The sequence below is a fragment of the Parabacteroides massiliensis genome, from assembly GCF_900155425.1.
Classification (GTDB): Bacteria; Bacteroidota; Bacteroidia; order Bacteroidales; family Tannerellaceae; genus Parabacteroides; species Parabacteroides massiliensis.
Genome location: NZ_LT700190.1, coordinates 589245 through 615518, shown reverse-complemented (window position 1 = coordinate 615518; position 26274 = coordinate 589245). Strand labels below are relative to the sequence as shown.

The 26274-nt window shown below is 49.2% G+C and carries 13 protein-coding genes and 1 riboswitch; of the genes, 10 read left to right on the top strand and 3 right to left on the bottom strand.

From position 1 onward, the window contains the following. Nucleotides 1-22: 22 nt before the first annotated feature. The 9 genes from lepB to BQ9893_RS09905 all read left to right on the top strand — a co-directional run bounded on the left by lepB (nucleotide 23) and on the right by BQ9893_RS09905 (nucleotide 19041). Nucleotides 23-889, top strand: a complete 867-nt coding sequence (gene lepB, locus BQ9893_RS09945; protein WP_075965887.1) for a signal peptidase I — start codon at nucleotides 23-25, stop codon at nucleotides 887-889. 13 nt (nucleotides 890-902) lie between these two features. Then, nucleotides 903-2726 (top strand): O-antigen ligase family protein, encoded by a 1824-nt coding sequence (locus BQ9893_RS09940; RefSeq protein WP_075965886.1) that lies wholly within the window; start codon nucleotides 903-905, stop codon nucleotides 2724-2726. 68 nt (nucleotides 2727-2794) lie between these two features. Next, complete coding sequence (locus BQ9893_RS09935; protein ID WP_075965885.1) at nucleotides 2795-3859, top strand: efflux RND transporter periplasmic adaptor subunit; 1065 nt, start codon at nucleotides 2795-2797, stop codon at nucleotides 3857-3859. Nucleotides 3860-3906: 47 nt separating this feature from the next. Further along, complete coding sequence (locus BQ9893_RS09930) at nucleotides 3907-7014, top strand: efflux RND transporter permease subunit (RefSeq protein ID WP_075965884.1); 3108 nt, start codon at nucleotides 3907-3909, stop codon at nucleotides 7012-7014. Nucleotides 7015-7074: 60 nt separating this feature from the next. After that, on the top strand, nucleotides 7075-8520 hold the full coding sequence (locus tag BQ9893_RS09925; protein WP_244155117.1) for a TolC family protein: 1446 nt from the start codon (nucleotides 7075-7077) through the stop codon (nucleotides 8518-8520). A gap of 22 nt (nucleotides 8521-8542) precedes the next feature. Continuing rightward, nucleotides 8543-11815, top strand: a complete 3273-nt coding sequence (locus BQ9893_RS09920) for an efflux RND transporter permease subunit (RefSeq protein WP_075965882.1) — start codon at nucleotides 8543-8545, stop codon at nucleotides 11813-11815. 283 nt (nucleotides 11816-12098) lie between these two features. Further along, on the top strand, nucleotides 12099-15317 hold the full coding sequence (gene carB / locus BQ9893_RS09915) for a carbamoyl-phosphate synthase (glutamine-hydrolyzing) large subunit (protein WP_075965881.1): 3219 nt from the start codon (nucleotides 12099-12101) through the stop codon (nucleotides 15315-15317). 94 nt (nucleotides 15318-15411) lie between these two features. Further along, entirely contained in the window at nucleotides 15412-17469 is a 2058-nt protein-coding gene (locus BQ9893_RS09910) for a triple tyrosine motif-containing protein (protein WP_075965880.1), read from the top strand. Nucleotides 17470-17664: 195 nt separating this feature from the next. After that, complete coding sequence (locus BQ9893_RS09905; RefSeq protein WP_075965879.1) at nucleotides 17665-19041, top strand: NAD(P)/FAD-dependent oxidoreductase; 1377 nt, start codon at nucleotides 17665-17667, stop codon at nucleotides 19039-19041. A 557-nt stretch (nucleotides 19042-19598) separates the two neighbouring features. Here BQ9893_RS09905 and BQ9893_RS09900 read toward each other — a convergent pair. The 3 genes from BQ9893_RS09900 to BQ9893_RS09890 are packed head-to-tail and all read right to left on the bottom strand — an operon-like array spanning nucleotide 19599 to nucleotide 24151. After that, complete coding sequence (locus tag BQ9893_RS09900) at nucleotides 19599-20720, bottom strand: ABC transporter substrate-binding protein (RefSeq protein WP_075965878.1); 1122 nt, start codon at nucleotides 20718-20720, stop codon at nucleotides 19599-19601. Between the two features lie 6 nt (nucleotides 20721-20726). Continuing rightward, nucleotides 20727-22130, bottom strand: coding sequence for a DUF5074 domain-containing protein (locus tag BQ9893_RS09895; RefSeq protein ID WP_075965877.1), 1404 nt, complete (start codon nucleotides 22128-22130; stop codon nucleotides 20727-20729). A 20-nt stretch (nucleotides 22131-22150) separates the two neighbouring features. Next, nucleotides 22151-24151: a TonB-dependent receptor gene (locus BQ9893_RS09890; protein ID WP_075966100.1), complete on the bottom strand. Its 2001-nt coding sequence runs from the start codon at nucleotides 24149-24151 to the stop codon at nucleotides 22151-22153. Between the two features lie 34 nt (nucleotides 24152-24185). After that, nucleotides 24186-24449: riboswitch (cobalamin riboswitch) on the bottom strand. Nucleotides 24450-24750: 301 nt separating this feature from the next. Between BQ9893_RS09890 and atpD the strand changes: the two genes are divergently transcribed. Continuing rightward, the gene (gene atpD, locus BQ9893_RS09885; protein WP_075965876.1) at nucleotides 24751-26268 is read left to right on the top strand and encodes a F0F1 ATP synthase subunit beta; all 1518 of its coding nucleotides are present in this window, start codon (nucleotides 24751-24753) and stop codon (nucleotides 26266-26268) included. The last annotated feature ends 6 nt before the right edge of the window (nucleotides 26269-26274 follow it).

Sequence of the window (26274 nt, the reverse complement as noted above, 5' to 3'; positions counted from 1 at the left end):
ACCCGGATATAATATATTGTAGATGGTGAAACGATGGATTGACATATTATTGACTCTATTTCTCGTCTTGGCGGGACTGGTTGTGCTTTGGGTTTTCGTCCAAGTCTTCCTCCTCGCCTCCTTCCGCATCCCCAGCGACTCAATGGAGCCGGAACTGACGGAAGGGGACTTTGTGGCGGTCTGGAAACCGACACTCGGCGCACGGCTGTTCGACCTCAACGCGACGTTGCGGCTGGAACAGACCGAGATACACCGCATGCCGGGATTCCGGAAAGTAAAGCGGGGCGATGTGCTGGTCTTCAACTTCCCGCATCCCAACGGTTGGGACAAGGTCGAGATGCACATCTTGAAATACTACATCAAACGGTGTATCGGATTGCCGGGCGACACGCTTTCCATACGAAACGGGAAGTTCCGGATAAACGGGATGGCGGAACCGCTCGGAAACACGGACTCGCAGGAACGGATCGGGCGGACGTTGCCGGGAGAGTTCCCGGACGGTGTCTATAAGGCGTTCCCGTTTGACTCGATCTTGAACTGGAATATTCGGAATTTCGGGCCGCTCTATATCCCGAAAGCCGGCGATCGGATCAAAATGAACCGCACAAACTATGCTTTATATCGCAAGTTGATCGCCTATGAACAAAAAACAGTAATAGAATACAGGGATTCAACGGTCTATCTGAATGGGAAACCGATGCAGGACTATTGTTTCCAAAAGAATTACTACTTCATGGCGGGCGACAAAGGCATGAACTCGCAGGATTCCCGGTATTGGGGCTTGTTGCCGGAAGAATATATTGTCGGCAAGGCGGCCTTTATCTGGAAGTCGGCCGACCCCTACACCGGACGGTTCCGATGGGATCGGTTCATGAAGAAAATCGAATAAAAAACGGATAAGCATGGAAATAAATTACACTGGCATGGAATTCAAACTACATCGGCATGGAATCCCGTTTGTACTGGCATCCGTTTTCGGGGCGATGCTGATCGCCACGCCGCTTGCCGGCGATAGCGGGTTGGCAAGCGGCATTGTGATGGGGAAAGTCTTCTGGTTCCACCTGTCGATGGCGCTGATGGCGGTTGGGGCGGTTGTGACGGTATGGTTCGGAGGGAGGAAAAGCATTTCGTTTGCGTTGCCGGACGTCTTGTTGCTCCTGTTTGCCGGGATCACGCTCGCGACATACAATTGGCCGCTCGATCCCGAACCCGAAAAACTGCTTTTCGGCGGGCAGTTGGTTGTGTTGTGGTTCTTGCTGCGCTATTTCCTTACGGAGGCTCCTTGCCTGAAGTTCTTCTTCTTGTTTGTGCTGATGCTCACCGGGCTGGCCGAAGCCGTTTGGGGCATGCAGCAATTGCATGGCTATGCCTATTCCAACCATTCGCTTTTCCGGCTGACGGGCTCTTTCTTTAATCCGGGTCCCTATTCCGGATATCTGGCGGTCGTGCTGCCGGTTTGCCTGTGGACGGCGTTGAAGTTTCAAAAGGGGATGCACTGTTTTGCCTGGATATGCGTCGGAGCTATCTTGATTGTCCTGCCCGCCGGGATGAGCCGGTCGGCGTGGATGGCGGCGGTCGTGGCTTGCGGATGGGTGTACTGGGCGGAACGGATCGGATGGGAAAAGGCGAAAGCTGTATATATAAGGTATAAGAATGCAGCAGTCCCTTTTATTGCGATTGCGGCGATATTGGCGGGATGCGCTGTTGCCAGGGTTTACGGGATGAAACGGGATTCGGCGGACGGGCGGTTGCTGATGTGGAAAGTGACAGGGAAAGCGATTGCCGGACAGCCGTTTGCAGGAACGGGATTAGGCGGATTCCCGGCGGCATACGCAGAGGCGCAAGGCGAGTATTTTGCAACAGGGACCGCGACAGAGCGGGAGAAACTGGTGGCGGGATGTCCCGAATATGCGTTCAATGAATACCTGCAGATCGGTCTGGAACAGGGGATCGGAGGATTGATTGTGTTCGTGGCGTGGTTGGGAAGCATGGTGTACTTGGGAATCCGGAACAGGCAGAACGGGGCTGCCGGTGGCATCTTGGCGTTAGCTGTGTTCGCGATGTCGTCCTATCCGTTGCAGTTGCCGTCGTTTTGGGTGGCGCTGGTGTTTTTGGGGGCGATATGCGTGACGGAAGAGGGCACGCAGGCACGATCATCCGCCCTGCCTGCATCACCGGCATGGCATATTTCTATGATCAGCCTGCTGTCGCTTGCTTCGGTCTGCCTGTTCATTTTGCAGGGAGGGCAATATGAAGCGTACAAACGGTGGGGACGGATGCAGACGATCTATCATAACAAGGCGTATGAATCGGTTGCGGAAGATTATAAAGACTTGCATGACAAGTTGAAGCATAAACCGGAATTTTTGTTCGAAGAGGCGCAATACCTTGGCAAGACGGGACAATACATGGAGGCGATACAGGCATTGGAACGGGCGAAGCGGTTGAGCGGAGATCCGATGATCCGGTACATGATCGCCAAGAACCGGCAGGCGGCCGGAGATTACCGGCAGGCGGAGAGGGAACTGCTCCGGGCTATCAGGATACTGCCGGAGAGGTTGTACCCTTACTATCTGTTAGCCAAGCTGTATGCTGAGCCGGAGTTCTACCAAGCGGATAAGTTGCGGGCTGCCGCCGAAACCGTGCTGGCAAAAGAACCGAAGGTCGAAACGACTGCAATCAGGGAGATGAGAGCGGAAATAAGAAAGATATTAGAAAAAAAATAATTACGAATTGATCGTAAATAAAATATATTTGTATATTTGCGAAACAACTTTGATAAAACAATGAAAATATGAAATACTACAAATTGTTTGCTATACTGATTTTGACCGGGATGATGTCTTGCTCCGGTGAAAAGAAAGAGAATGGTCTTGAAGAAAGTGTAGAAACGGCTCTACCGGACGAGACGAACGAGGTGACGGTAATGAAATTGAATGTTTCAGATTTCAACCACGAACTGATCAGTAACGGCAAATTGTCTGCCCGTAACTTTGTCGACCTGAAATTCGAATCGGCAGAACCGATCGCCAAGATATATGTGAAGAACGGCGACCGCGTGACGAAAGGGCAAAAGCTTGCGGAGCTCTCGACCTTCCGCCTTGCCAACAAGACGGCTCAGGCCAAGGATGCACTCGAACGCGCCAAACTGGAATTGCAGGACGTGCTGATCGGACAGGGCTACAAACTGGAAGACTCCACGAAAGTGCCGCCTGCAACCATGCAGTTGGTCAAGATAAAAAGCGGATACGACCAGGCGCTGATCTCCTGGCAACTTGCCGAATACGAACAACGCAACGCAGTCCTGACCGCCCCCTTCGACGGTATCGTTGCAAATCTGTTCGCCAAACAATTCAACACGGCTTCGATCGCAGATGTTTTCTGTTCCATCATCGACACCCGCACACTGGAAGCTGCTTTCACGGTTTTGGAGAGTGAATTGCCACTTATCAAAACAGGCGACCGTGTGGAGGTAGCCCCTTTTGCCTTGCCCGATGTCATGGCTGACGGCCGTATATCCGAAATTAACCCGTTGGTAGACAAAGACGGGATGGTACAGGTGAAAGCAGCCGTAAACGATAAAGGCAGGTTGTTCGAAGGAATGAATGTACGCGTAAGCATCCACCGTTCGTTGGGCAAACAACTGGTCGTTCCCAAAAGCGCCGTCGTGCTTCGCTCCGGCAAACAGGTCGTATTCACATTGGCGGACAATAAAGCAAACTGGAACTATGTACATACAGGCTTGGAAAATGCAGACAGCTACACGATCGTCGACGGTCTGAAAGAAGGGGATGTCGTGATCACAAGCGGCAACATCAATCTGGCTCACGAAGCACCGGTCAAGGTTATTGCCAATTGACAATTCACAAATCATAAATTATAAATCATAAATCATAGTTCTAATACATGATAAAGTTTCTACTACAACGCCCTATCGCGGTACTGATGGCTTTTACGGCCTGCTTTATCGTGGGACTGGTTACCTACTTCACCATTCCGGTGTCGTTGTTGCCGGATATTGCAATCCCGGAGATCACCGTACAGGTGTCCGGCCAGAACACTTCGGCACGCGAACTGGAAAACACGGTAGTAAAAACCATCCGCCAGCAACTGATGCAGGTTGCCAGCCTACGCGACATCCATAGCGAGACTCGCGACGGGGCTGCCATCATACGCCTCAACTTCGATTTCGGGACGAATACGGACCTGGCTTTCATCGAGGTCAATGAGAAGATAGATGCTGCCATGAACTACCTGCCGCGCGAAGTAGAACGTCCGCGGGTAATCAAAGCCAGTGCAACCGACATCCCGGTGTTCTGCCTGAACCTCACTTTAAAAGGTGAAAGTGGAAGCAACTCTCAACTTTCAACTTTCAACTCTCAACTAAAAAACGACGCTTTCCTCGATCTTTGCCAGTTTGCCGAAACAGTGATCAAACGCCGGATCGAACAGCTGCCCGAAGTGGCGATGGTTGATGTGACGGGAATATTGAAACGGCAATTGCAGATCGTCCCGGACATGAAGCTGCTGAAAATGTCGGAGATCACGCTCGACGACTTGGAAGCGGCACTGGTGTCCAACAACATCGAACCGGGCAGCATGACCGTACGCGACGGTTACTACGAGTACAACATCAAGTTTTCGACACTGCTGCGCACACCGGAGGACGTCGAGAATATTTATATCCGGAAAAACAACCATATCTTCCAACTGAAAGACCTGGCACGCATCTCCGTCGTACCGGAGAAAGAGACCGGGGCTTCCCTTTCCAACGGGAAGAGAGCCGTGACGCTGGCCGTAATCAAACAGGCGGATGAAAACATGGACAACATGAAGGAAGCGTTGCAGGAGGTTACCGACTATTTCGCTTCCGTCTACCCGGACATCGATTTCAGTATCAGCCGTAACCAGACGGAACTGTTGGATTATACCATCTCGAACTTGAAACAGAACTTGTCGTTGGGATTTCTTTTCATCTGTATCGTAGCCATCCTTTTCTTAGGAGACATCAAGAGCCCGGCTGTCATCGGGCTGAGCATGGTGGTGAGCTTGATCATCAGTTTCCTGTTTTTCTATCTCTGCAAGATGTCGCTGAACATCATCTCCATCTCCGGGCTGATCTTGGCTTTGGGCATGATGATCGACAGTTCGATCATCGTCACGGAAAACATCACCCAATACAGGGCACGCGGAGATTCGCTGGAAGAGGCTTGTAACAAAGGGACGACCGAAGTAATCACCCCGATGTTGAGTTCCACCTTTACGACGATCGCCGTGTTCGTCCCGCTGGTGTTCATGAGCGGGATAGCAGGAGCGATCTTCTTCGACCAAGCCTTTGCCGTCACCGTCGGACTGATGGTTTCTTATTTCACGGGAATCATGTTGCTTCCGGTACTTTACAAACTGGTATACAGCATTCCGGATATCAAACACAAGGGGTTCAACATGCGAATCAACAACCCGATAAAAGAACATACGCTGGACCGTTTCTATGACGCGGGAGTCGATTTCATATTCCGCCACAAGAAAGGGACTTTGATTTTTGTAGTTGTCACAATTCCACTATGCGCCTTCCTGTTCTACGAAATACCCAAAAGCCGTATGCCGGAGATCGACCAGAACGAACTGATCGCCCACGTGGAATGGAACGAGAACATCCATATAGATGAAAACCGGAACCGTGTCAGCCGGTTATTCTCTTCGGTCAGCGACCGGACGAAAGAATACACCGCCTATGTCGGCCAACAGCAATTCCTGTTGAACCGGGACCGCGAAATGTCGGTTTCCGAAAGCGAACTGTACTTCAAGACTGAGAAACCGGCCGAAATCGCTCCTTTGCAAAAAACGGTAGAGAAATGGATCAGGACGCATTACCCGATGGCAGTGATCTCCTTCTCGCCCCCCGAAACGGTGTTCGAAAAGCTGTTTGTGACGGGTGAAGCCGACATTGTCGCCGAACTGCACGCCCGCAATAAGACTGAAGCGCCGGAAGCCCCCGTCCTACACAAAATTGAGCGGCAAATAGAGGCGAAGACAGGCCTGACACCTGTCGGCATAACTTTCGACAACCAGTTGAACATCACGATAGACAGGCAGAAACTGCTGCTTTATAATGTCGACTACAACGAAGTATACCGATTGCTGAAAACAGCATTCAAAGAGAATGAAGTAGCGACGCTCCGTTCCTACCAACAATATCTGCCGATCGCATTGGCCGGAGAAGGACAAACGGTAAACGAAGTCTTGCAGAAGACATTGGTGCACACTGTTCCCGACACGGAAGGCAACGTACGGTATATCCCGTTGCAATCGTTGGTGCGTGTCACTCCGGGAGAAGACCTGAAAACGATCACGGCAGGAAAGAACGGAGAATACATCCCGTTCAGCTTCTACGACGTAAAAAAAGCCGAACAGCTGATGGCAGATGTAAAAAAGGAGGTCGAGACTGACTGGGACATCGACTTTTCGGGCAGTTTCTTCTCCAACCGGCAGATGCTGAACGAACTGGTCGTGATTCTGTTCATCTCGATCCTGCTGATGTATTTCATCCTGGCAGCCCAGTTCGAAAGTTTCCTCCAACCACTCATCGTGTTGCTTGAAATCCCGATCGACGTGGCAGCCTCCCTGCTGGTGTTGTGGATATGCGGCCATACCATGAACCTGATGAGCGCCATCGGCATCGTCGTGACCTGCGGTATCATCATCAACGACTCCATCCTGAAGCTGGATGCCATCAACGAACTCCGCAAAGAGGGAGTCCCGCTTATGGAAGCCATACATGAGGCCGGACGGCGACGCCTGCGTGCCATCATCATGACATCATTAACGACAATATTCGGAATGGTCCCGCTGCTTTTCACCTTCGACATGGGTAGCGAACTGCAAAAGCCGCTCTCCATCGCCATGATCTCGGCCATGCTGGTCGGAACGGCTGTCAGCCTTTTCGTCATACCACTGGTATATTGGTTCATTTATCGCAAACATGACGTTGGGAATTTGAAAATTGAAAGTTAAAATTGAAAATTGGAAGTTATGGACAGGAAATTCATTTATAGATATATCATCACGTTGTTGATGCTTGCATGCGTGTTCGGGGGAAAAGCACAGCTCACACTGACACTGGAACGGACCATCACGCTGGCGGCGGACAGTTCGCTGGATGCTTTCCGGTACAAAAACATGTATCTGGCCGGATACTGGGAATACCGGACCTACAAAGCCGGTCGTCTGCCAAGCCTGACCCTGAACCTGACACCGGCGCAATACCGCCGATATTTTACCCAGCGATACGACTCGGAAGCCGATATCGACGTGTACAGGAAGCAACAATCGTTTTACGCAGGCGGGCAATTGGAGATCCAACAAAATTTCGACCTCCTGGGCGGTACGTTCTATTTGGACACGAACCTGGATTATATGCGCTATTTCGGCGACCAGACTTATAACCAGTTCTCTTCGGTCCCGATCCGCCTCGGTTACCTGCAAAACCTATTGGGATATAATGCCTTTAAATGGGAACGGAAAATCGAACCGTTGAAATACGAGAAAGTAAAGAAAGAGCTTCTCTATAATGTAGAGCAGATGAGCGAACAGGCGACGACCTATTTCTTCGCTTTGGCAATGGCACAGGTGGAATATGACCTGGCCAAGGAAAATGTCGCCACGACCGACACGCTATACCGGACAGGACAAGAACGGCACAAGATCGCTTCTATCAGCCAAGCGGACCTGCTGACATTGAAACTGGATGCCGTAAACGCACGCAACACATTGAAGAATGCGGAAATCGCCCTGAAACGAGCCATGTTCAGCCTCGCCTCCTACCTGAACTTCGACAAGAACACGGAAATACGCCTGCGACTTCCGAGCCGCCCGCGCGACATGGAAATATCGATCGACAAAGCACTCGAACTGGCACGTGCAAACAACCCGACCTTCCTGGACTTGCGCCAACAAGTGCTGGAAGCCCAGCGACAGGTGGACAAGACCAAGAAAGAAGCGATGTTCAACGCGCAGATCAATGCCAGCGTCGGGTTCAACCAGGTATCCAAGAATATACAGGATGCCTACAAGAACCTGCAACAGCAGGAAATCGTCTCTTTGTCCGTTTCGATCCCGTTGGTGGACTGGGGCGTCCGAAAAGGGAAGCATAATGTCGCCAAGAACAACCTGGTTGTCACGGAAACATCCGCCAAACAAAAAGAGTTGACGGTCGAAGAAGATGTGATCATGACTGTCGGCGATTTCAATATCCAACAAGCCTTGATCGGGAGCGCCGAAGAAGCGGTAGACCTGGCAGAGACAGCCTACAGCGAGACCAAGCAGCGCTTCATGATCGGGAAGGCAGACATCAACAGCCTCACCCTTTCGTTGAACCGCCAACAGGAGGCGCAGCGAAACTATATTTCGGCTCTGCAAAACTACTGGCTGAGTTATTATAAGATCCGCAAACTGACGTTGCACGACTTCGAAACAGGCGTTTCCCTTTCGAACGAGTTCGAGTATAAGTACGGATTGTAACAAAGAACGAAAAGAATGAATAATGAGCGCATCTCCTAAAATATCCTCTTTCACCATCATCGTGACCTTCCTTTGCGTGGCGCTGGCGGGAATCGCCTTTATACCGCTGCTGCCGATCAAGCTGTCGCCATCGCGCACGCTGCCGCAGCTGACTATCAACTACAACATGCCGGGCAACTCGGCACGTGTGATAGAGATGGAGGTGACTTCGCGCCTCGAAGCGATGCTGGCACGTATCAAAGGGATCAAGGAGATCAAATCCACGTCCGGCAACGGATGGGGATACGTCACGCTCGAACTGGACAAGCACACCAATATCGACGCCGCCCGTTTCGAAGCGTCTACTATCATCCGCCAGACATGGCCCAGCCTGCCCGACGGGCTGAGCTACCCGGTTCTGGAAATGAGCCGGCCGGACGATAAGGAAGCACGGCCTTTCATGAGCTACACACTGAATGCGGCAGCTACTCCCATATTCATACAACGCTTTGCCGAAGACCAGATAAAACCCCGCCTTAGCGGGATTCCCGGTATCTACCGCATCGATGTCAGCGGTGCCACACCGATGGAATGGCGGCTGGAATATGACAACCGCCAACTGGTCACGTTGGGTATCGGCATCTCGGATATACAGAGAGCGATCAACCAATATTATAAAAAGGAATTCTTAGGAACCGGGAATGTGGAAACCCGGTTGGCAACTTCGGGCGAAGGAGAAGAAAGCAGCCAGTGGATACGTCTCGCTTTGGTTCCGGAAAATGAAAAAGACGGGGTCAACCCGTCGCTCATCACCGTCCTGAACAAAGACGGCAAGCTGATCCGCCTGGACCAACTGCTGAAAGTCACCCGCCAGGAAGAGGCGCCACAAAGCTATTACCGCATCAACGGGCTGAACTCCATCTATCTGTCCATCCGCGCCGAGGAGACTGCCAACCAGCTGGAACTTGCCAAACTGGTAAAAGCAGAAATGGAACAGATCCGCACCTTGCTCCCGCCCGGTTATGAAATACATACCAGCTATGACGCGACAGAATTCATCCAGGACGAGCTGAACAAGATTTACATCCGTACGGGGCTTACTATCCTGATCCTGCTGATTTTTGTCTTGCTGATCACACGCGAGCTAAAATACCTGTTGTTGATCGTCATCAGCCTTTCGATCAACCTCTGTATAGCGGTCATCCTTTATTATCTGTTAGGACTGGAAATGCAGCTTTATTCGTTGGCCGGCGTCACGATCTCGCTCAGCCTGGTGATCGACAACACGATCGTCATGACGGAACATATCCGGAACCGGCATAACCGGAAGGCAATCCTGTCCATACTGGCCGCCACCTTGACAACGATGGGGGCGCTGGTCATCATCTTCTTCCTGGATGAGAAGATACGCCTCAACCTGCAGGATTTCGCAGCTGTCGTCATCATCAATTTAGGTGTTTCCCTGTTGATCGCCCTTTTCCTGGTTCCCGCCCTGATCGACAAGATGAACCTGGAATGGAAGAAAAACGGGAAAAAGAAAACATCCGGAGAAAAGACGCAGCATACATGGAGAAGCCGGATCAGGAAAGGGACGAACCGTTTTCTCAAACGTTTCCCCGTCTATTACAACCGCTACTATCAAAGGCAGATCAACTTCCTTTGCGGATGGAAAAAACTGGCATGTTTCATTTTGCTGTTGGCTTTCGGCCTCCCGGTTTTCCTGTTGCCGGAAAAAATCGAATACGACACGAAAGATAAAAAGAAGGTCTACACCGCAACCGACTCCCTGCTGATCGAAAAGTATAATAAAATCGCCTCCAACGAGACGTATAAGGAGAAGATCAAACCCTTCGTCGATAAAGCGTTAGGGGGAACCCTGCGCCTGTTCGTCCAGAAAGTATATGAAGGAAGCTACTTCACCCGCAACGAAGAGACCGTCCTGTCTGTCAGCGCATCACTCCCGAACGGTACGACTTTGTCGCAAATGAACACGCTGATGAGCCGGATGGAAGCCTACCTCAGCACATTCAAGGAGATACGGCAGTTTCAGACAAACGTCTACAGCGCACGCCAGGCCGGTATCCGCATCTATTTCACGAAAGAGAGCGAGCGGAGCGGTTTTCCGTACACGCTGAAAGCAAAAATCATCAGCAAAGCGCTCGAACTGGGAGGAGGAAGCTGGCAAGTCTACGGCTTGCAGGACCAGGGGTTCAGCAACGATGTGCGCGAAGGGGCCGGTTCTTTCCGTATCGAGATGTACGGTTACAACTACGACGAGCTATACGAATGGGCCGAACGGCTGAAAGCCAAGTTGCTCACCCACCGCCGCATCAAGGAGGTGCTGATCAACTCGGAATTCTCGTGGTGGAAAGACGACTACCAGGAGTTCTACTTCAATCTCAACAAAGCCCGTCTGGCACAAGAGAACATACAGCCGATCGAGCTGTTCGCCACCATCAACCCCGTTTTCGGGAAAGACATTTATACCGGAACGATCGTCGTGAACGAAGAGACGGAGAAACTGAAACTCACCTCCCGCCAGTCACAGGACTACGATGTGTGGAGCATGCAATATGTTCCACAGACTATCGGCGGCAAGCCTTACAAGCTGGCTGAACTCGCCAGTGTCGAAAAAGGGCAGATGCCGCAAAAGGTCAGCAAGGTAAACCAGCAATACCGCCTCTGCCTGCAATACGAATATATCGGCGCCTCCAACCAAGGGAACAAGATACAGGAACGCGACCTGAAAGAAATCAACGACATACTGCCGATGGGCTATACGGCCAAATCGGAAAGCGCCTACTGGTACTGGAACAAAAAGGACAACACGCAATACCTTTTGCTATTGCTGATCATCGTCATTATCTTCTTTACCACCAGTATCCTGTTCAATTCGTTGAAACAACCGTTGGCCGTTATCTTCGTGATACCGATCTCCTACATCGGCGTATTCCTTACGTTCTATTGGTTCAAACTGAATTTCGACCAAGGCGGATTTGCCTCTTTCGTCCTGCTGTGCGGCATAACCGTCAACGCAAGTATCTACATCTTGAACGAATACAACCAAATCCGGCAGCGCAAACCGCTTATGTCGCCCTACAAGGCGTACCTGAAAGCCTGGAATGCGAAGATCACGCCCATTTTCCTAACGGTCGTTTCGACCATCTTGGGTTTCATCCCGTTCATGCTGGGTCCGGACAAGGAAGCATTTTGGTTCCCGCTGGCCGCCGGCACCATCGGCGGACTCGCCATGTCCATCTTGGGCATCTTCATCTATCTGCCTCTTTTCACATTGAAAAAGCAGCCTAAACCTTAACTTCCATATCGATCATCTCTTGCATGTTTGAAATATAAGCCTTATCTTTGCCGAAATTTTGGAGATAGAGTTCATGACACAGAAAGCACATAAGGATGATCCAGCGTACTTTTCCGGTTATATGTCGGACAATGAATCTCATTTCTTTATTTTAAAGGATTATCATTTGGTTATATAAGATGCGTTAGTTATTTTTACTAACGCATTTTTTTTGTGCCTTGTGATCTCGTTAGACAGTTATAACATTCTATAAAATCAATAAATTAAAACAACCCAAATTACTATGTCGAAAAGTGGTATCAAAAAGGTGATTGTTCTGGGCTCCGGTGCCCTGAAGATCGGACAGGCCGGAGAATTTGACTACTCCGGTTCACAAGCATTGAAGGCGCTGAAGGAAGAAGGAATCAGCACCGTATTGCTCAATCCGAACATTGCAACCATTCAAACATCAGAAGGGGTAGCCGACAAGGTGTATTTCCTGCCGATCACTCCTTACTTTGTTGAAGAAGTGATCAAAAAAGAACAACCGGACGGCATCCTGCTGGCTTTTGGCGGACAGACCGCCCTCAATTGCGGAACCGAACTGTATACCAGCGGGACACTGGCCAAATATGGTGTAAAGGTACTGGGAACTTCGGTCGAAGCGATCATGAACACGGAAGACCGCGACCTGTTTGTAAAGAAACTTGACGAGATAGAAGTTAAAACCCCGGTCAGCCACGCCGTAGAAAACCTGGAAGACGCAGTGAAAGCCGCCTACGAAATCGGTTTCCCTGTCATGATCCGTTCTGCATACGCATTAGGCGGCATGGGCAGCGGCATCTGCAAGGACGAAGCCGAACTACGCACGCTGGCAGAAAGCGCTTTCGCCTATTCTCCCCAAGTATTGGTAGAAGAATCGCTGAAAGGCTGGAAGGAAATCGAATTTGAAGTGATCCGCGACAAGAACGACCACTGCTTCACGGTCGTAAGCATGGAAAACGTGGACCCGTTAGGCGTACATACCGGTGAAAGTATCGTGGTCGCTCCCACCTGCTCTCTGACAGACAAGGAACTGGATCTGCTGAAAGCGCTTTCGATCAAGACAATCCGCCACTTGGGCATCGTCGGCGAATGTAACATCCAGTACGCATTCAATTCCGAAACATGCGACTACCGTGTGATCGAAGTAAACGCCCGCCTGAGCCGCTCTTCCGCACTCGCATCCAAAGCGAGCGGTTATCCGTTGGCATTCGTGGCAGCCAAACTGGCATTAGGCTACAGCCTCGACCAGATCGGTGAGATGGGAACTCCCAACTCCGCTTATAAAGCTCCTGAAGTAGATTATATAATCGTAAAAATCCCGCGTTGGGACTTGACCAAGTTCGTCGGTGTAAGCCGCCAGATCGGTTCGAGCATGAAGTCTGTCGGCGAAATCATGTCGATCGGCAAGAGCTTCGAGGAAATCATGCAGAAAGGCTTGCGTATGATCGGGCAAGGCATGCACGGCTTCGTCGGCAATAACGACGTGGAATTCGACAACCTGGACGATGCGCTTGCCAACCCGACCGACCTGCGTATCTTCGCCATAGCCAAAGCGCTGGAAGAAGGCTACACGGTAGACCGCATCTACGAGCTGTCCAAGATCACTCCGTGGTTTCTGGAAAAACTGAAAAACATCGTAGACTATACGAAAGTACTGTCTGCCTACAATAAGATCGAAGACCTGCCGGCTGATGTGCTCAATGAAGCAAAACGCCTGGGATTCTCCGACTTCCAGATTGCCCGTTACGTTGAAAACCCGGAAGGCAACATGGAAAAGGAAAACATCCGCGTACGCAACCTGCGTAAGAAGTTAGGCATCCTGCCGAGCGTTAAACGCATCAATACGATCGCATCGGAACATCCCGAACTGACGAACTACCTGTATATGACATACGACGGCAGCCAGCACGACATCTCTTACTATCCGAACGACAAGAGCGTCGTGATCTTAGGATCGGGCGCTTACCGCATCGGTTCTTCCGTAGAGTTCGACTGGTGTTCGGTAAATGCCGCACAGACAGCCCGCAAGTTAGGCTACAAATCCATCATGATCAACTACAACCCGGAAACGGTTTCTACCGATTATGACATGTGCGACCGCCTGTACTTCGACGAACTTTCGTTCGAACGCGTACTCGACGTGATAGACCTGGAACTCCCGAAGGGCGTAATCGTGTCCGTCGGTGGGCAGATCCCGAACAACCTCGCCATGAAGCTGTACCGCCAGAATGTGCCGGTATTGGGAACATCGCCGCTGTCGATCGACCGTGCCGAGAACCGTCATAAATTCTCCGCGATGCTGGATACGTTAGGTATCGACCAGCCGCGTTGGGCAGAGCTGACCAGCATGGAAGAGATCGACGCCTTTATCGCCAAGGTCGGTTTCCCGATCCTGATCCGTCCGTCTTACGTGCTTTCCGGCGCTGCCATGAACGTATGCCACAACAAGGAGCAGATGATCGAATTCCTGAACCTGGCAGCCAAGGTTTCCAAAGAATATCCGGTAGTCGTTTCCGAATTCCTGCAGGGAGCGAAAGAGATCGAATTCGACGCGGTAGCCATGAACGGCGAAGTGGTCGAATACGCCATCTCCGAACATATCGAGTTTGCCGGCGTCCACTCCGGTGACGCAACGCTGGTATTCCCGGCACAGAAGATATACTTCGAAACAGCCCGCCGCATCAAGAAAGTCAGCAAGATGATCGCCAAAGAGTTGAACATCAGCGGACCGTTCAACATTCAGTTCCTGGCCAAGAACAACGAAGTGAAGGTAATCGAATGTAACCTGCGTGCATCCCGCAGCTTCCCGTTCGTGTCAAAAGTACTGAAACGCAACTTCATCGAAACAGCTACCCGCATCATGCTCGACGCTCCTTATACCAAACCGGACAAGAGCGCGTTCGACATCGACTGGATCGGCGTGAAGGCTTCCCAGTTCTCATTCGCCCGTCTGCACAAGGCAGACCCCGTGCTGGGCGTGGATATGAGTTCCACAGGTGAAGTCGGCTGCATCGGCGACGACTTCGACGAAGCATTGCTTTCTGCCATGATCGCCGTAGGAAACAAAATACCGCAGAAGAACGTGCTGGTTTCTTCAGGTGCCGCCAAGAGCAAAGCCGAACTGCTGGAACCGTGCCATATGCTGGCTGCCAAAGGATACAACATCTACGGAACGGCCGGAACGGCTAAATTCCTGAATGAAAACGGCATACCGGCGACAGCCGTTTGCTGGCCGGACGAACAAGGCGACCTGAACATCTTGGATATGTTCAGCCAGCATGTGTTCGAACTGGTTGTCAACATACCGAAGGACCACAGCAAACGCGAGCTGACCAATGGCTACAAGATCCGCCGCGCCGCGATCGACCATAACATTCCATTGATCACCAACGCCCGCCTGGCAAGCGCCTTCATCAGCGCCTTCTGCAACATGGATGAAAAAGACATCCAGATTAAGAGCTGGCAGGAATACAAGTAAATAGGAATTTCATTATATTTGTAACCTCATTCGGAGGTGTGTCAAAATGCACGTGTCCCCGCGTTTGGCACACCTCCTTTATTCATCTATACTTATGTACAGACTACTGATCATCCTCATTCCGTTCCTGTTCACGACACATACCGTGCACGCGTCAGTAGCCATTCCCTATGTCTTTGTAAAAAACCATACGGTCGACGATTACAAGGCAAGTTGCCAGAACTGGAGCTTCTCGCTGACACCCGACGGCATGCTGTATGTCGCCAACAACTCCGGCCTGCTTGCTTTCGACGGCAATACATGGAAACTATATCCGCTGCCGGGAGAGGAAGAGGTGACCGGCGTAACGAACTACAACGACACGATCTACACCCGCAACGAGACGATGCTGGGAAGATGGACATACGACAAAGAAGGAACCCTCCACTACCATCCGCTGAACACGGTTCCGCCCGAAGTCCGTTTCACTCCCCCACCCGTCCAAATACCTTTTACCTTACCGAAAGAAATAGAGGACGCACAACCGAGCGCCTTCGCAACCAACGGTACATACTTTTTCATCGGCACACTGACACAAGGATTATACATCACGGACTCCGACGGGGCCATCCTCCAACATCTGTCCCTGCAGAACCAGCTGCAGGACAACATCGTCCGCTTTATCAGCGTACAGGACACCCGGCAAATCTGGGTGGCGCTCGACAACGGGCTATCGCAGATCTCCCTCGACCCTCCGATCACCTTGTTAGGGAAAAGAAGCGCGATCGGCAAACTGGCGAACGCCGGGCTGGATGGCGAAGTCCTGTACATCCAGACCAACCTCGGCTATTTCAAATGCCCGTTGGGAGCCACAAGCTCTTTCGTTCCCGTAACGGAAACCGAAGCACGACCTTATCTCAAGGCAGACACTTCCCCCGTACCGACCGTCAAACAGCTGTTCCGGGACACGGATGTACTGGGGATATTCGCCCAAGCCGAACTTGTCTATCCTGCCGGAGACGGCCTTTACTGGCTCTCTATCGGGAACGAAGCCGGATTGTTTCATGCGGCAGACGGCATCGGGACACTGAAATGCCGCCTGCTCTTCGACAACTACAACATGAACCTCGTGACAAGAGGCAGACGGGTCATTCCTTTAAACGATTCGCTGGTCCTGGTTTCCGTCATGCAAGGGACTTTATTGATCAACCTCAGGGAACTGATCGGGAACAGCCTCGGCAGCACACCGCTGAAAGTTTCGGGGCTTGAGTTTGCCGACGCATCCGGCGTCCATCGCCTACCGGCCGACATGCAGCAGATTTCCCTTCCACACGATTTCCGGGAATTCAACGCCTGGGTAGGAACCACGATATTCACCTCCAACCATCAGATCAGCTACAAGATCGAAGGGGTCTCTTCGGACTGGTCCGCCTGGCAACACGACGGGAAAATCACTTTCCTGCAATTGCCGGAAGGGAAGTATGAACTGAAAGTCCGCAAATATGTGATCAAAGGCCCCTACCCTGAGCTCACATTATCCATCGAGGTGCGCCCATCCTGGTACAACACCGTATGGGCCTGGCTGGCCTATATCGCACTCGCCTGGTTTCTTGTCCAAACCGTGCTCCGCTATAACCTGAAAAACCTCCATAAGGAAGAACAGGCAAAAGCCGAAGCCGAACGGCAGGCCGAACAACAGCAAATGCAGATACTGAAGAACCGGATGCTTGAAACCGAGTTGCAAAACAAAAACAACGAGCTGACCCTCCGGACCACGGCTCTTATCAAACGCAATCAGGCTGTCCAAAGTTTGTTGGAAGAACTGGAAAAGCAGAAAGAGGCACTGGGCGAACGTTATCCGAACAAACTCTACAACCGCATGAAGACATTGATGGAAGAGACCCTGGACAACCAAGCCGACTGGGTCCTGTTTGAAAGCTATTTCAACAGTACACACCAAAACTTCATGGACCGTCTCAGACAACAATACAGTGATCTTACGGCAGGCGATCTTCGTATCTGCTGCCTGCTCCGCATGAACCTCTCCACAAAGGAAATCGCATCCCTCATGAACGTCTCCGTACGGGCGATAGAACTGCGCCGATACCGTCTGAGGAAACGCTTGGAGCTGGAAGGAGATACGAATTTAGTTGATTTCCTAATGCGTTTCTGAAAATATTTTCTCAGAAATACGTATTACATACACATCTATATATCAGACTATTACACACACATCAAGAGAGCTTGAGAAAGCAATGTAGTAGTATTTCCTTCCTCCCAAAGCACTTGCGCAAGCCATGTAGTAGTACTTTCTTTGTATGCCTTCACGGATAATCCTTTCTTTGCATATAAAATCTAATTTTCAGACATGATGAAACACGAACTGGAAGATCAATTAAAGGCGTTTGAGAAGAAAGGAATCGACCGCCGTCACTTTTTTAAGCTAATGACAATGGCCGGTTTACTGACAGCTGCAAGTACACAAAAGGCAAAAGCTTTTTCAAGCAAAGCCAAAGGTAAAATCGTAATTATCGGAGGAGGTGCTGCCGGTATCAGTATGGCTGCTCGTTTAAAGAGCTGGCTGGACAAACCGGACATCACATTGATAGATCCCAGTGACCGCCAGTTTTATCAGCCGGGCTTCACCCTGATCGCTTCGGGTGTATACAAACCGGATGAAGTCTGGAGAAAGCAGGAAGACTGCATGCCCAGCGATATCAAATGGATAAAAGATTCTGTAGCCGCCGTCGATCCCGTATGGAACCAGGTAACGACTAAAAACAACGGAAAGATCGCTTACGACTTTCTGGTCCTGACCCCCGGAATCCAGATCAACTGGGAGAAAGTGGAAGGCATCACACAAGCAACGCTTGGACAAGGGAATGCCCACAGCATCTATGATTTCGAAGGTGCACAAAAAACGTGGAAAGCTCTGCAGGAATTCTCCAAGACAGGCGGACGTGGAATCTACACGGACACTTACACCAAGCACAAATGTGGTGGCGCTCCCAAGAAAATCTGCTTGTTGACAGAACATTATACCCGCAAACAGGGCACACGCGAAAATGTGGATCTGAATTTCTACACAGCCTCCAAAGAGCTGTATGACGTTCCGTTCTTTACCCCTCGCTTGTTGGAAATCTACAAGGAGCGCAACATTCCCATCAACCTGAATGTACGCGTGAAAGGCGTAGACACGGCAGCCAAACAGGTACATTTCGAGAAGATCGAAACAGTGGGCGACCAGAAAGTCTACACGCCATTTGTAGAAGACTATGACTTCCTGCATTTCACACCGCCGATGTCGGCTCCCGATTTCGTAAAAGAAGCCGGTCTCGGATGGACGGAAGGCAAACTGGCAGCCGACGGTTGGGTGATGGTAGACAAAGAGACACTGGTCCACAAGACATATCCGAACATCGTCTCCTTAGGAGACGTAGCCGGAATCCCGACCAGCAAGACATCCGCCGCCATCCGCAAGCAGGTGCCTATCGCAGCCAAGAACCTCATTTCGCTGATGGAAGGCAAAGAGCCGGCAGAGAAATACGACGGCTATGCCGCCTGTCCGATCGTAACGGACTACGGGCATGTTCTCCTGTGTGAGTTCAACTACAAGAAAGAGGCTGAAAACACGTTCCCGTTCACGCTGATGGACACTTCGAAGGAACTATGGGCTGCATGGCTGTTGAAAGTCTATTTCCTGAAACCCATGTATTTCTATGGAATGCTGAACGGCTGGGCATAAAAACTAAAAACAACTCCCTATAATAAAAATGCCAAACAAAGATCCCTCCGGCTCAAAACAAGAGTTCGGAGGGATTTTATTTCTTTTCGGCTCTATCTCCCATGCTTAACAACATCAACACGGTGTTTAACTTATCAACCAAGGCAGATAAACCGCTTCACACCCCTGTCCCGGCTTCACGGAGATCCGGGTCTTCACATCCCCCACATCCGGGTCTCCCATGTCACCACACCCGGGTCTGAAGAAGCTTCTCAAGTTGTTTTTGGCAAAAAAGCTGCTTGTCCTTATCAAAAAACAGGCTGTTTCAACGTATTTGAAACCTCTTTTTGCTGGTCTCTGTATGTACCTGCATGTGCATAATATTCAATAAGCAACTGATGAAAAGCGTATTACAAATTTCAACCTATGATAGTAATGATAGATAAATGACAGTTGAAAACAGGAACTATCATGGCGTAACACACTGGTTTATAACGCCATGAATTCAAACATGTCAGTATGATAGTTGTTTTCTGAAACTTGCATTGAAGATTTGCTCTTTGTGGTTCCGTTGCCGGTTAGTCCTGCATCTTCCGATAGTAACGAGGAGCGTAGCCGGGCAGCAATTCCTGATGGAATATCCAGATCAAGTCTTTCAGCAGGTAATCGGGATGTAAAGGGAATTCCTCATAATAAGGGACAAGCCCTGTATTACAGGAATAAATCCGGCGGTTCTTAAAGGCGTCGAAGTTTTCGTACGGTGTATATTCGGCACGCAGGTCACCATAGGTCATATCTTCGGAGCGGTTATATTTAACCAGCCACATATCGGCATGGATAGCCCGGTCGAGCACCGTCTCGAAAGCCAAAGGCGTACTGCCTGCTCCGGGAAGTTCCTTAAAAACATAATCGGCTCCGGCATCGGCATACATATTGGCGATATAACTATCTCCCGCCGGCATAAACCAGGAAGCGCCGAATTTCTTTTCAGAGATAACGGTAGGGCGAGGCATATCGGCCTTGACCAGCCGTTTCAGGTCGAGATAGTTTTTTTCTGTTTGCCTGAAAATAGAATCGGCCAACGCCTCCCTTCCGAACAGCATCCCGTAGAAACGAATCCATTCGGTACGTCCCAAAGGCAACGACTCCATATAGTCCGCCCCTTCGAGGATGGGAATCCCCAGTTTCTCGACAGGTCCGTAACTGCTATTCTGGAAAGGGGAAACGATCACAAGCTCGGCCCCTTTGTCGATCATCATCTCCACATTAGGGGCGGTCGCCTCTCCCATATCGGCAATCCGTCCGGCCTTCAGTCCTTCCTGAATGGCAGGAGTGTCCATATAGCGAGGTTCGCAAACGCCTATGATCCGTCCCGTCTCGCCCAACTGGTCGATAATAGCCGCATGCACGGATGTATAAACAACGATATTCCGAGCCGGAACCCGCACAACCGTCCCTTTCGGAAGATTTTCGGGAACAGGCCGTTCACGATCCACCAAAAGATACCGTTGCAACAAACGCGTACTATCCCACGGATCGCGCACTTCAACAGCCGTATAACCATCAAAATGATGCACGGTAAATCCTTGAGCGTAACGGATGGTGTCGGAAGAAAGGGAGTTTTCGGTATGAGAGCTCTGCCTCACATTACAACTTAACGTGAGACAGAGCAATAATAGAAAAGAAGCAAGCGACTTCATTTTTATTTATCGTTTTACAAATACAGCTTTAACTGGGTTCAAGCCAACCTCAAACTGGAATAACTTCTTACCACTCGCATCAAATGCATAAACATCACCATTCGTCTTATAATCAGAAGCCGTAATATAAATATAGCCAGTTATCGGATCAGCACCAATTTTATACGGTTTAGCAATAGTGGTTCCATCTGTAATGAAGTTATCCGAAATAATCTTTTCATTTATTGCATCATAAGAAATAAATGAAATAATCTGATTCCAGTTTGCATCATATTGTGAATAGATCATATAAAGTTTATCGCCGGTAGAAGCCATTTCCGTTGCATTTGTTTCCGTAATAACAGTAGCTTCATCTGTCTTGGTATCAATACGCTGGAATGTATTCGGTATAGCGCCGTAATCACCCATAGAAACCAAATAGACATCTCCCTGGCTGTCAGTCACCAAGTTTACAGGATTTGTTATCACTTCGATCTTCTTTGTCTCCTGGAAAGAAGCCAAGTCGATAACCGAGACTGTTTTATCATATCCAACCGGCGTATTATAGTCCAAACCTCCGGAATTTGCCACATATAATTTATTATTAGCAACAACCAATTGTTCCGGATTACGGCCAACTTTCACTTTCTGTTCGATTTCTAAAGAAGCTGTATCCAAACGGGCTACATAACCATCATACAAGGACACATAAACTTTCCCTTCGTTAGCTGTAAAGAAACGGGGTAATAAGGCATCGCCACTCGATTTGATCTGTTTGATGGATTTTCCACTCAAGTCTGCCACTTCAATAATGTTGGAATTATAAACGGCTATATACATTTTAGAACCATATACAATCATATCATTAGCCGTGTCTCCCAATCCTCTTTCATTCACGTTCATAAAAGTATCAACAGTCATCGTCAATGTATTCAGATTGAAACATGAAAGACTTGCATTGTTGCTACCCATCTTTCCACTATTCAAAAAATATATACCGCCATTATCTATAGGTTCAGGTTCTGGCTCTGGCTCTGGTGTGAGGTCTTGTATTTTCACACTTGCCAATGCCTCAGATTCTCCCTGTGCATTACATGTAACCACAACAATATATGTATCGGCAGTTATACTGGTCTCAATAGCATAGCTGTTTGTTCCAACTTCAACTTCACCCAATTTCATATCTCTACCCTTTCCATCGGCAGACAGATAAATAACATACTTCGTGATGTTGGAGACATCTTCCGGAGCGATCCATTCCAATATTCCTTTAATGAAACCTTCAGTCTGATCCGTATCAGAAAAGGTCACCCCAGTAACAACTTCAGTTGGAGCAGAAGGTAAATTTTCATCCTCATCCTCACATCCAGTAAAAACAAAAGACATCAGCACACATAGAGCTGAAACCCAAAAAAAATTTCTCTTTTTCATACTATTTCTATTTTATCTAATTAATATGTAATACTTAAACTAAATCTCCACGAACGTCCCGGCATCGGATAATACTGAATAATATCATATGTTCTATCTGTCAGATTTAAGATGTCCCCCTGGAGCCTGAACACACACTTTTTCAACGCAAAACTCCGGTTTACAGAAAGGCTATGTTCGATATATGAATCTATTTGATTTACCTCTATATTCTGAGGAAGGGCATAACGATCACCGGCAGTCACAAGAGTATAAGTCACATTCACCCAGGGATTCTCCAATGATACCGAAACAGATCCTGAATGCCGTGGGGTATAAGGTATCTGGTTCTTATAGTTTTTTTCTTGCGGATCAGTTACATCAATGGCATCTTGATAGCTATAAGCAGACGAGAGCAAGAGGGACAGCTCCTTATACAAAGGAATATTGGTACTTAGATTTACATCTATCCCTTTTATTTCCACTTCCCCCATATTCATCATCTTCCAAATGTACATATTCGGAATGGCAACAATCTTATCACTAACCTTATTATAATACCCATCAACGGAAACACTCAACAAACGTATAAAGGATCCGAGCTCGTCATTCCATGTCAGTCCTATGTTATATTGAGTTGCTTTTTCAGGTTTCAAATTGATATTCCCCATACGCAAGTAATACAGATCCGTAAAAGTCGGAACACGAAATATATCTTTATAAGAAGTTCGAATACGAAAAGACTGTTCCGGAAACGGACGCCAGGAAAGACTTACTGCCGGAGAAAGCCTTTTCTTATCTGCCGGATTGTCTCCATTCTCCACCTTGTCTGTTATATAGGTTCCCAACAAACTGGCCGTTACTGTCAACACCGGGCTTTTATATTGTGCGGCAAATGCGGTAAGCGAAGTCCAACGTTTAGGAGTCGGAGCATTAACAAAATTGTTTTCCAAAGTATTCCGTGCGATATCCGTATTCAACGAAAAAGAAACATAAGAAAAGGGTGAATACAAAATTCCGGCCGATCCATAATACTCGTTTTGGGTATTCAAATCTTCCTGTTTGCCTCCGGAATATTTATTGCTGATATCACGATACTTGCTGAATGAATAATTGTATTTGGCATTTGCTTGGAATTTCAAACGATCGAACCACTCGTTCTCATAATGAAGCTGGGTGAAAAAATTATTATCCCATACCCGTTCACGGGCATTATTGTTATAAAGAATTACCGAGCCGGGAAGTCCCCGTTCCGAATCGTAATAATAAATCTTGCCATTCAGTTTTCCTCCCTGTCCGAAATGACCATACACATTTCCCTCCAAACGAAGAGACTGAATATCGCTATTCTTACGAATTTCTTCTGTAACTTCTTTACCATTTGTGAGTGTAAAAGGATAATCTCCTTTTGCACTCAACCAATCTGCATGCAGAGAAGCAGACCAATAATTTCCCATCCTCTGTTCGTAACGAACTACCGGATTAAACAATCCAAACGATCCGCCTTTCAATTTCACATAAGCATTATAGGATTTATCCTTAAAATGAGGTGCCGCAGTCTTTATACTCAATGCCCCTGCCGAAGCATACATTCGTGCTGTCTGAAAAATGTCGTCGGCTTGGCCGATTGACAGGGAGATCATGTCGACATTGTCCAGAGAGAAACGGCTGATATCCACTTGGCCGCTCTGCGCATCCGTGACCGTCACCCCATCGTAGCTGACAGCCGTATGTTTGGCTCCGAGGCTGCGGACGGAAACGGTTTTCAAGCCTCCAATGCCTCCGTAATCCTGCACGGTCACACCGGAGAAACGCTTCACGGCTTCCGAAAGGTCCTGCACGCCGAGCCGTTCGATCCCTGCCTTGTCCATCACCTGAAGCGGCGTGCTCTCGCGGGTTGTGGAAGGACGTGCCTTTCCCACTACCTCGACACCCGAAAGCTGGTGATAGGTTGTCGTGTCCACCTGCGCATACAACGCAATGAACGGGAACAGCCAGGCACATAACAAACCCGACAAGCATTTCACAAATAAATTCTGCATACCTTTTTGATTCTTCAGTTCCTTTACCCGAGAAACCGGATACAGGATAATGGCAGGTTTTCTGGCTTGTTCTCCCCTATACAATTGATAATGGAAATTGGCAATTATCAACTAACGGCAGCCTTCCCGGCGTTCAAATTGTCAATTCTCAATTGTCAACCGAACCGCCAGTGGCAACAAGATTTGCCGGGGTTTCAGAACTTACAGCTACGGGTACAGCTCCGGACTTTCACCGGATTCCCTTTTACTAACCGCCTGCGGAAGCAAATACGGTTACACCATAATCCGTTACAAAGGTAGATAAAACAGATGAGTAATCCTTTTTATTTAACAAAGTAAAACATTTCATTCTTTTCCCGTCCGAAAAATACCCTATTTCGCTTAGAATCCTCTATCTATCCGATTTATAAAACAAGCTATTCCCTTCATTTTGGTTTATTTCAGAACTTAATTGGTTTATTTCAGAAGAGGTTGAATTTAGTTGAATATTTAACTAAGTACAAAAAGACTCAAAAAGTAATATTTCCGTTTTTGGAAAATTCATAATTTGTAATATTGCAGCCGAAGACTTGAATAGGTTTAAGGAAAAAAGAGATTGTATGGGAGAAATAAAAGGTTATATCTCACAGGTTATCGGTCCGGTCGTGGACATTCATTTCAATAATGACAAGGAAGAAAAGATTACACTTCCCCGTATCCACGACGCAATGGAGATAACACGCCCCAATGGAAAAATCCTGATTGTGGAAGTCCAACAACATATTGGGGAAAACACGGTCCGTACCGTAGCGATGGACACGACAGACGGACTGAAGAGAGGAATGGAAGCCGTTTCACACGGTACGCCCATCACGATGCCGGTCGGCGACCAGGTAAAAGGGCGTTTAATGAACGTAACGGGGAATCCTATCGACGGGATGACCGAACTCGACAAGAAAGGAGCCCTTCCGATCCATCGCGAACCGCCCAAGTTCGAGGACCTGACCACCAGCCGTGAAGTTTTGTACACCGGTATCAAGGTGATCGACCTGCTCGAACCCTATTCCAAAGGAGGCAAGATCGGTCTGTTCGGAGGAGCCGGCGTAGGGAAGACGGTCCTGATCATGGAACTGATCAACAACATCGCGAAGAAGAACAACGGATTTTCCGTCTTTGCCGGTGTGGGCGAACGTACACGTGAAGGAAACGACCTGCTGCGCGAGATGATCCAGTCCGGAGTCATCCGATATGGCGAAGAATTCAAGAAAAGCATGGAGGCAGGCCATTGGGACTTGTCCAAGATCGATTACGACGAACTGGCCAAGTCGCAAGCGACACTGGTGTTCGGGCAGATGAACGAACCGCCGGGAGCCCGTTCTTCGGTAGCCCTTTCGGGACTGACGATCGCCGAGTCTTTCCGTGACTTGGCGGCAGAAGGGGAAACGAAAGACATCCTTTTCTTTATCGACAATATCTTCCGGTTCACGCAGGCCGGTTCGGAGGTATCCGCCCTTTTGGGACGTATGCCGTCTGCTGTCGGTTACCAACCGACACTGGCGACCGAAATGGGAGCCATGCAGGAACGCATCACTTCCACCAAGAAAGGTTCCATCACATCCGTCCAAGCAGTTTATGTACCCGCAGACGACTTGACGGACCCGGCTCCGGCAACGACCTTTACGCACCTGGATGCCACCACGGTATTGAGCCGTAAGATCACCGAGCTCGGTATCTATCCGGCCGTCGACCCGCTGGAATCCACTTCGCGCATCCTGGACCCGTTGATCGTGGGCAAAGAGCATTACGAAACGGCACAGCGTGTGAAACAGATCCTTCAACGCAACAAGGAATTGCAGGACATCATCTCGATCCTCGGCATGGAAGAACTTTCCGACGAAGACCGTCTGACCGTCAACCGTGCCCGCCGCGTACAGCGTTTCCTCTCGCAGCCGTTCTCCGTGGCGGAACAGTTCACCGGCGTGCCGGGCGTCATGGTCTCCATCGAAGACACGATCCGGGGATTCAAGATGATCATGGACGGAGAAACAGACAACATCCCCGAACAGGCCTTCCTGAACGTAGGCACAATCGAGGACGTGATGGAAAAAGCAAAGCGATTGGCAGAACAAGCAAACTAAGCAGAT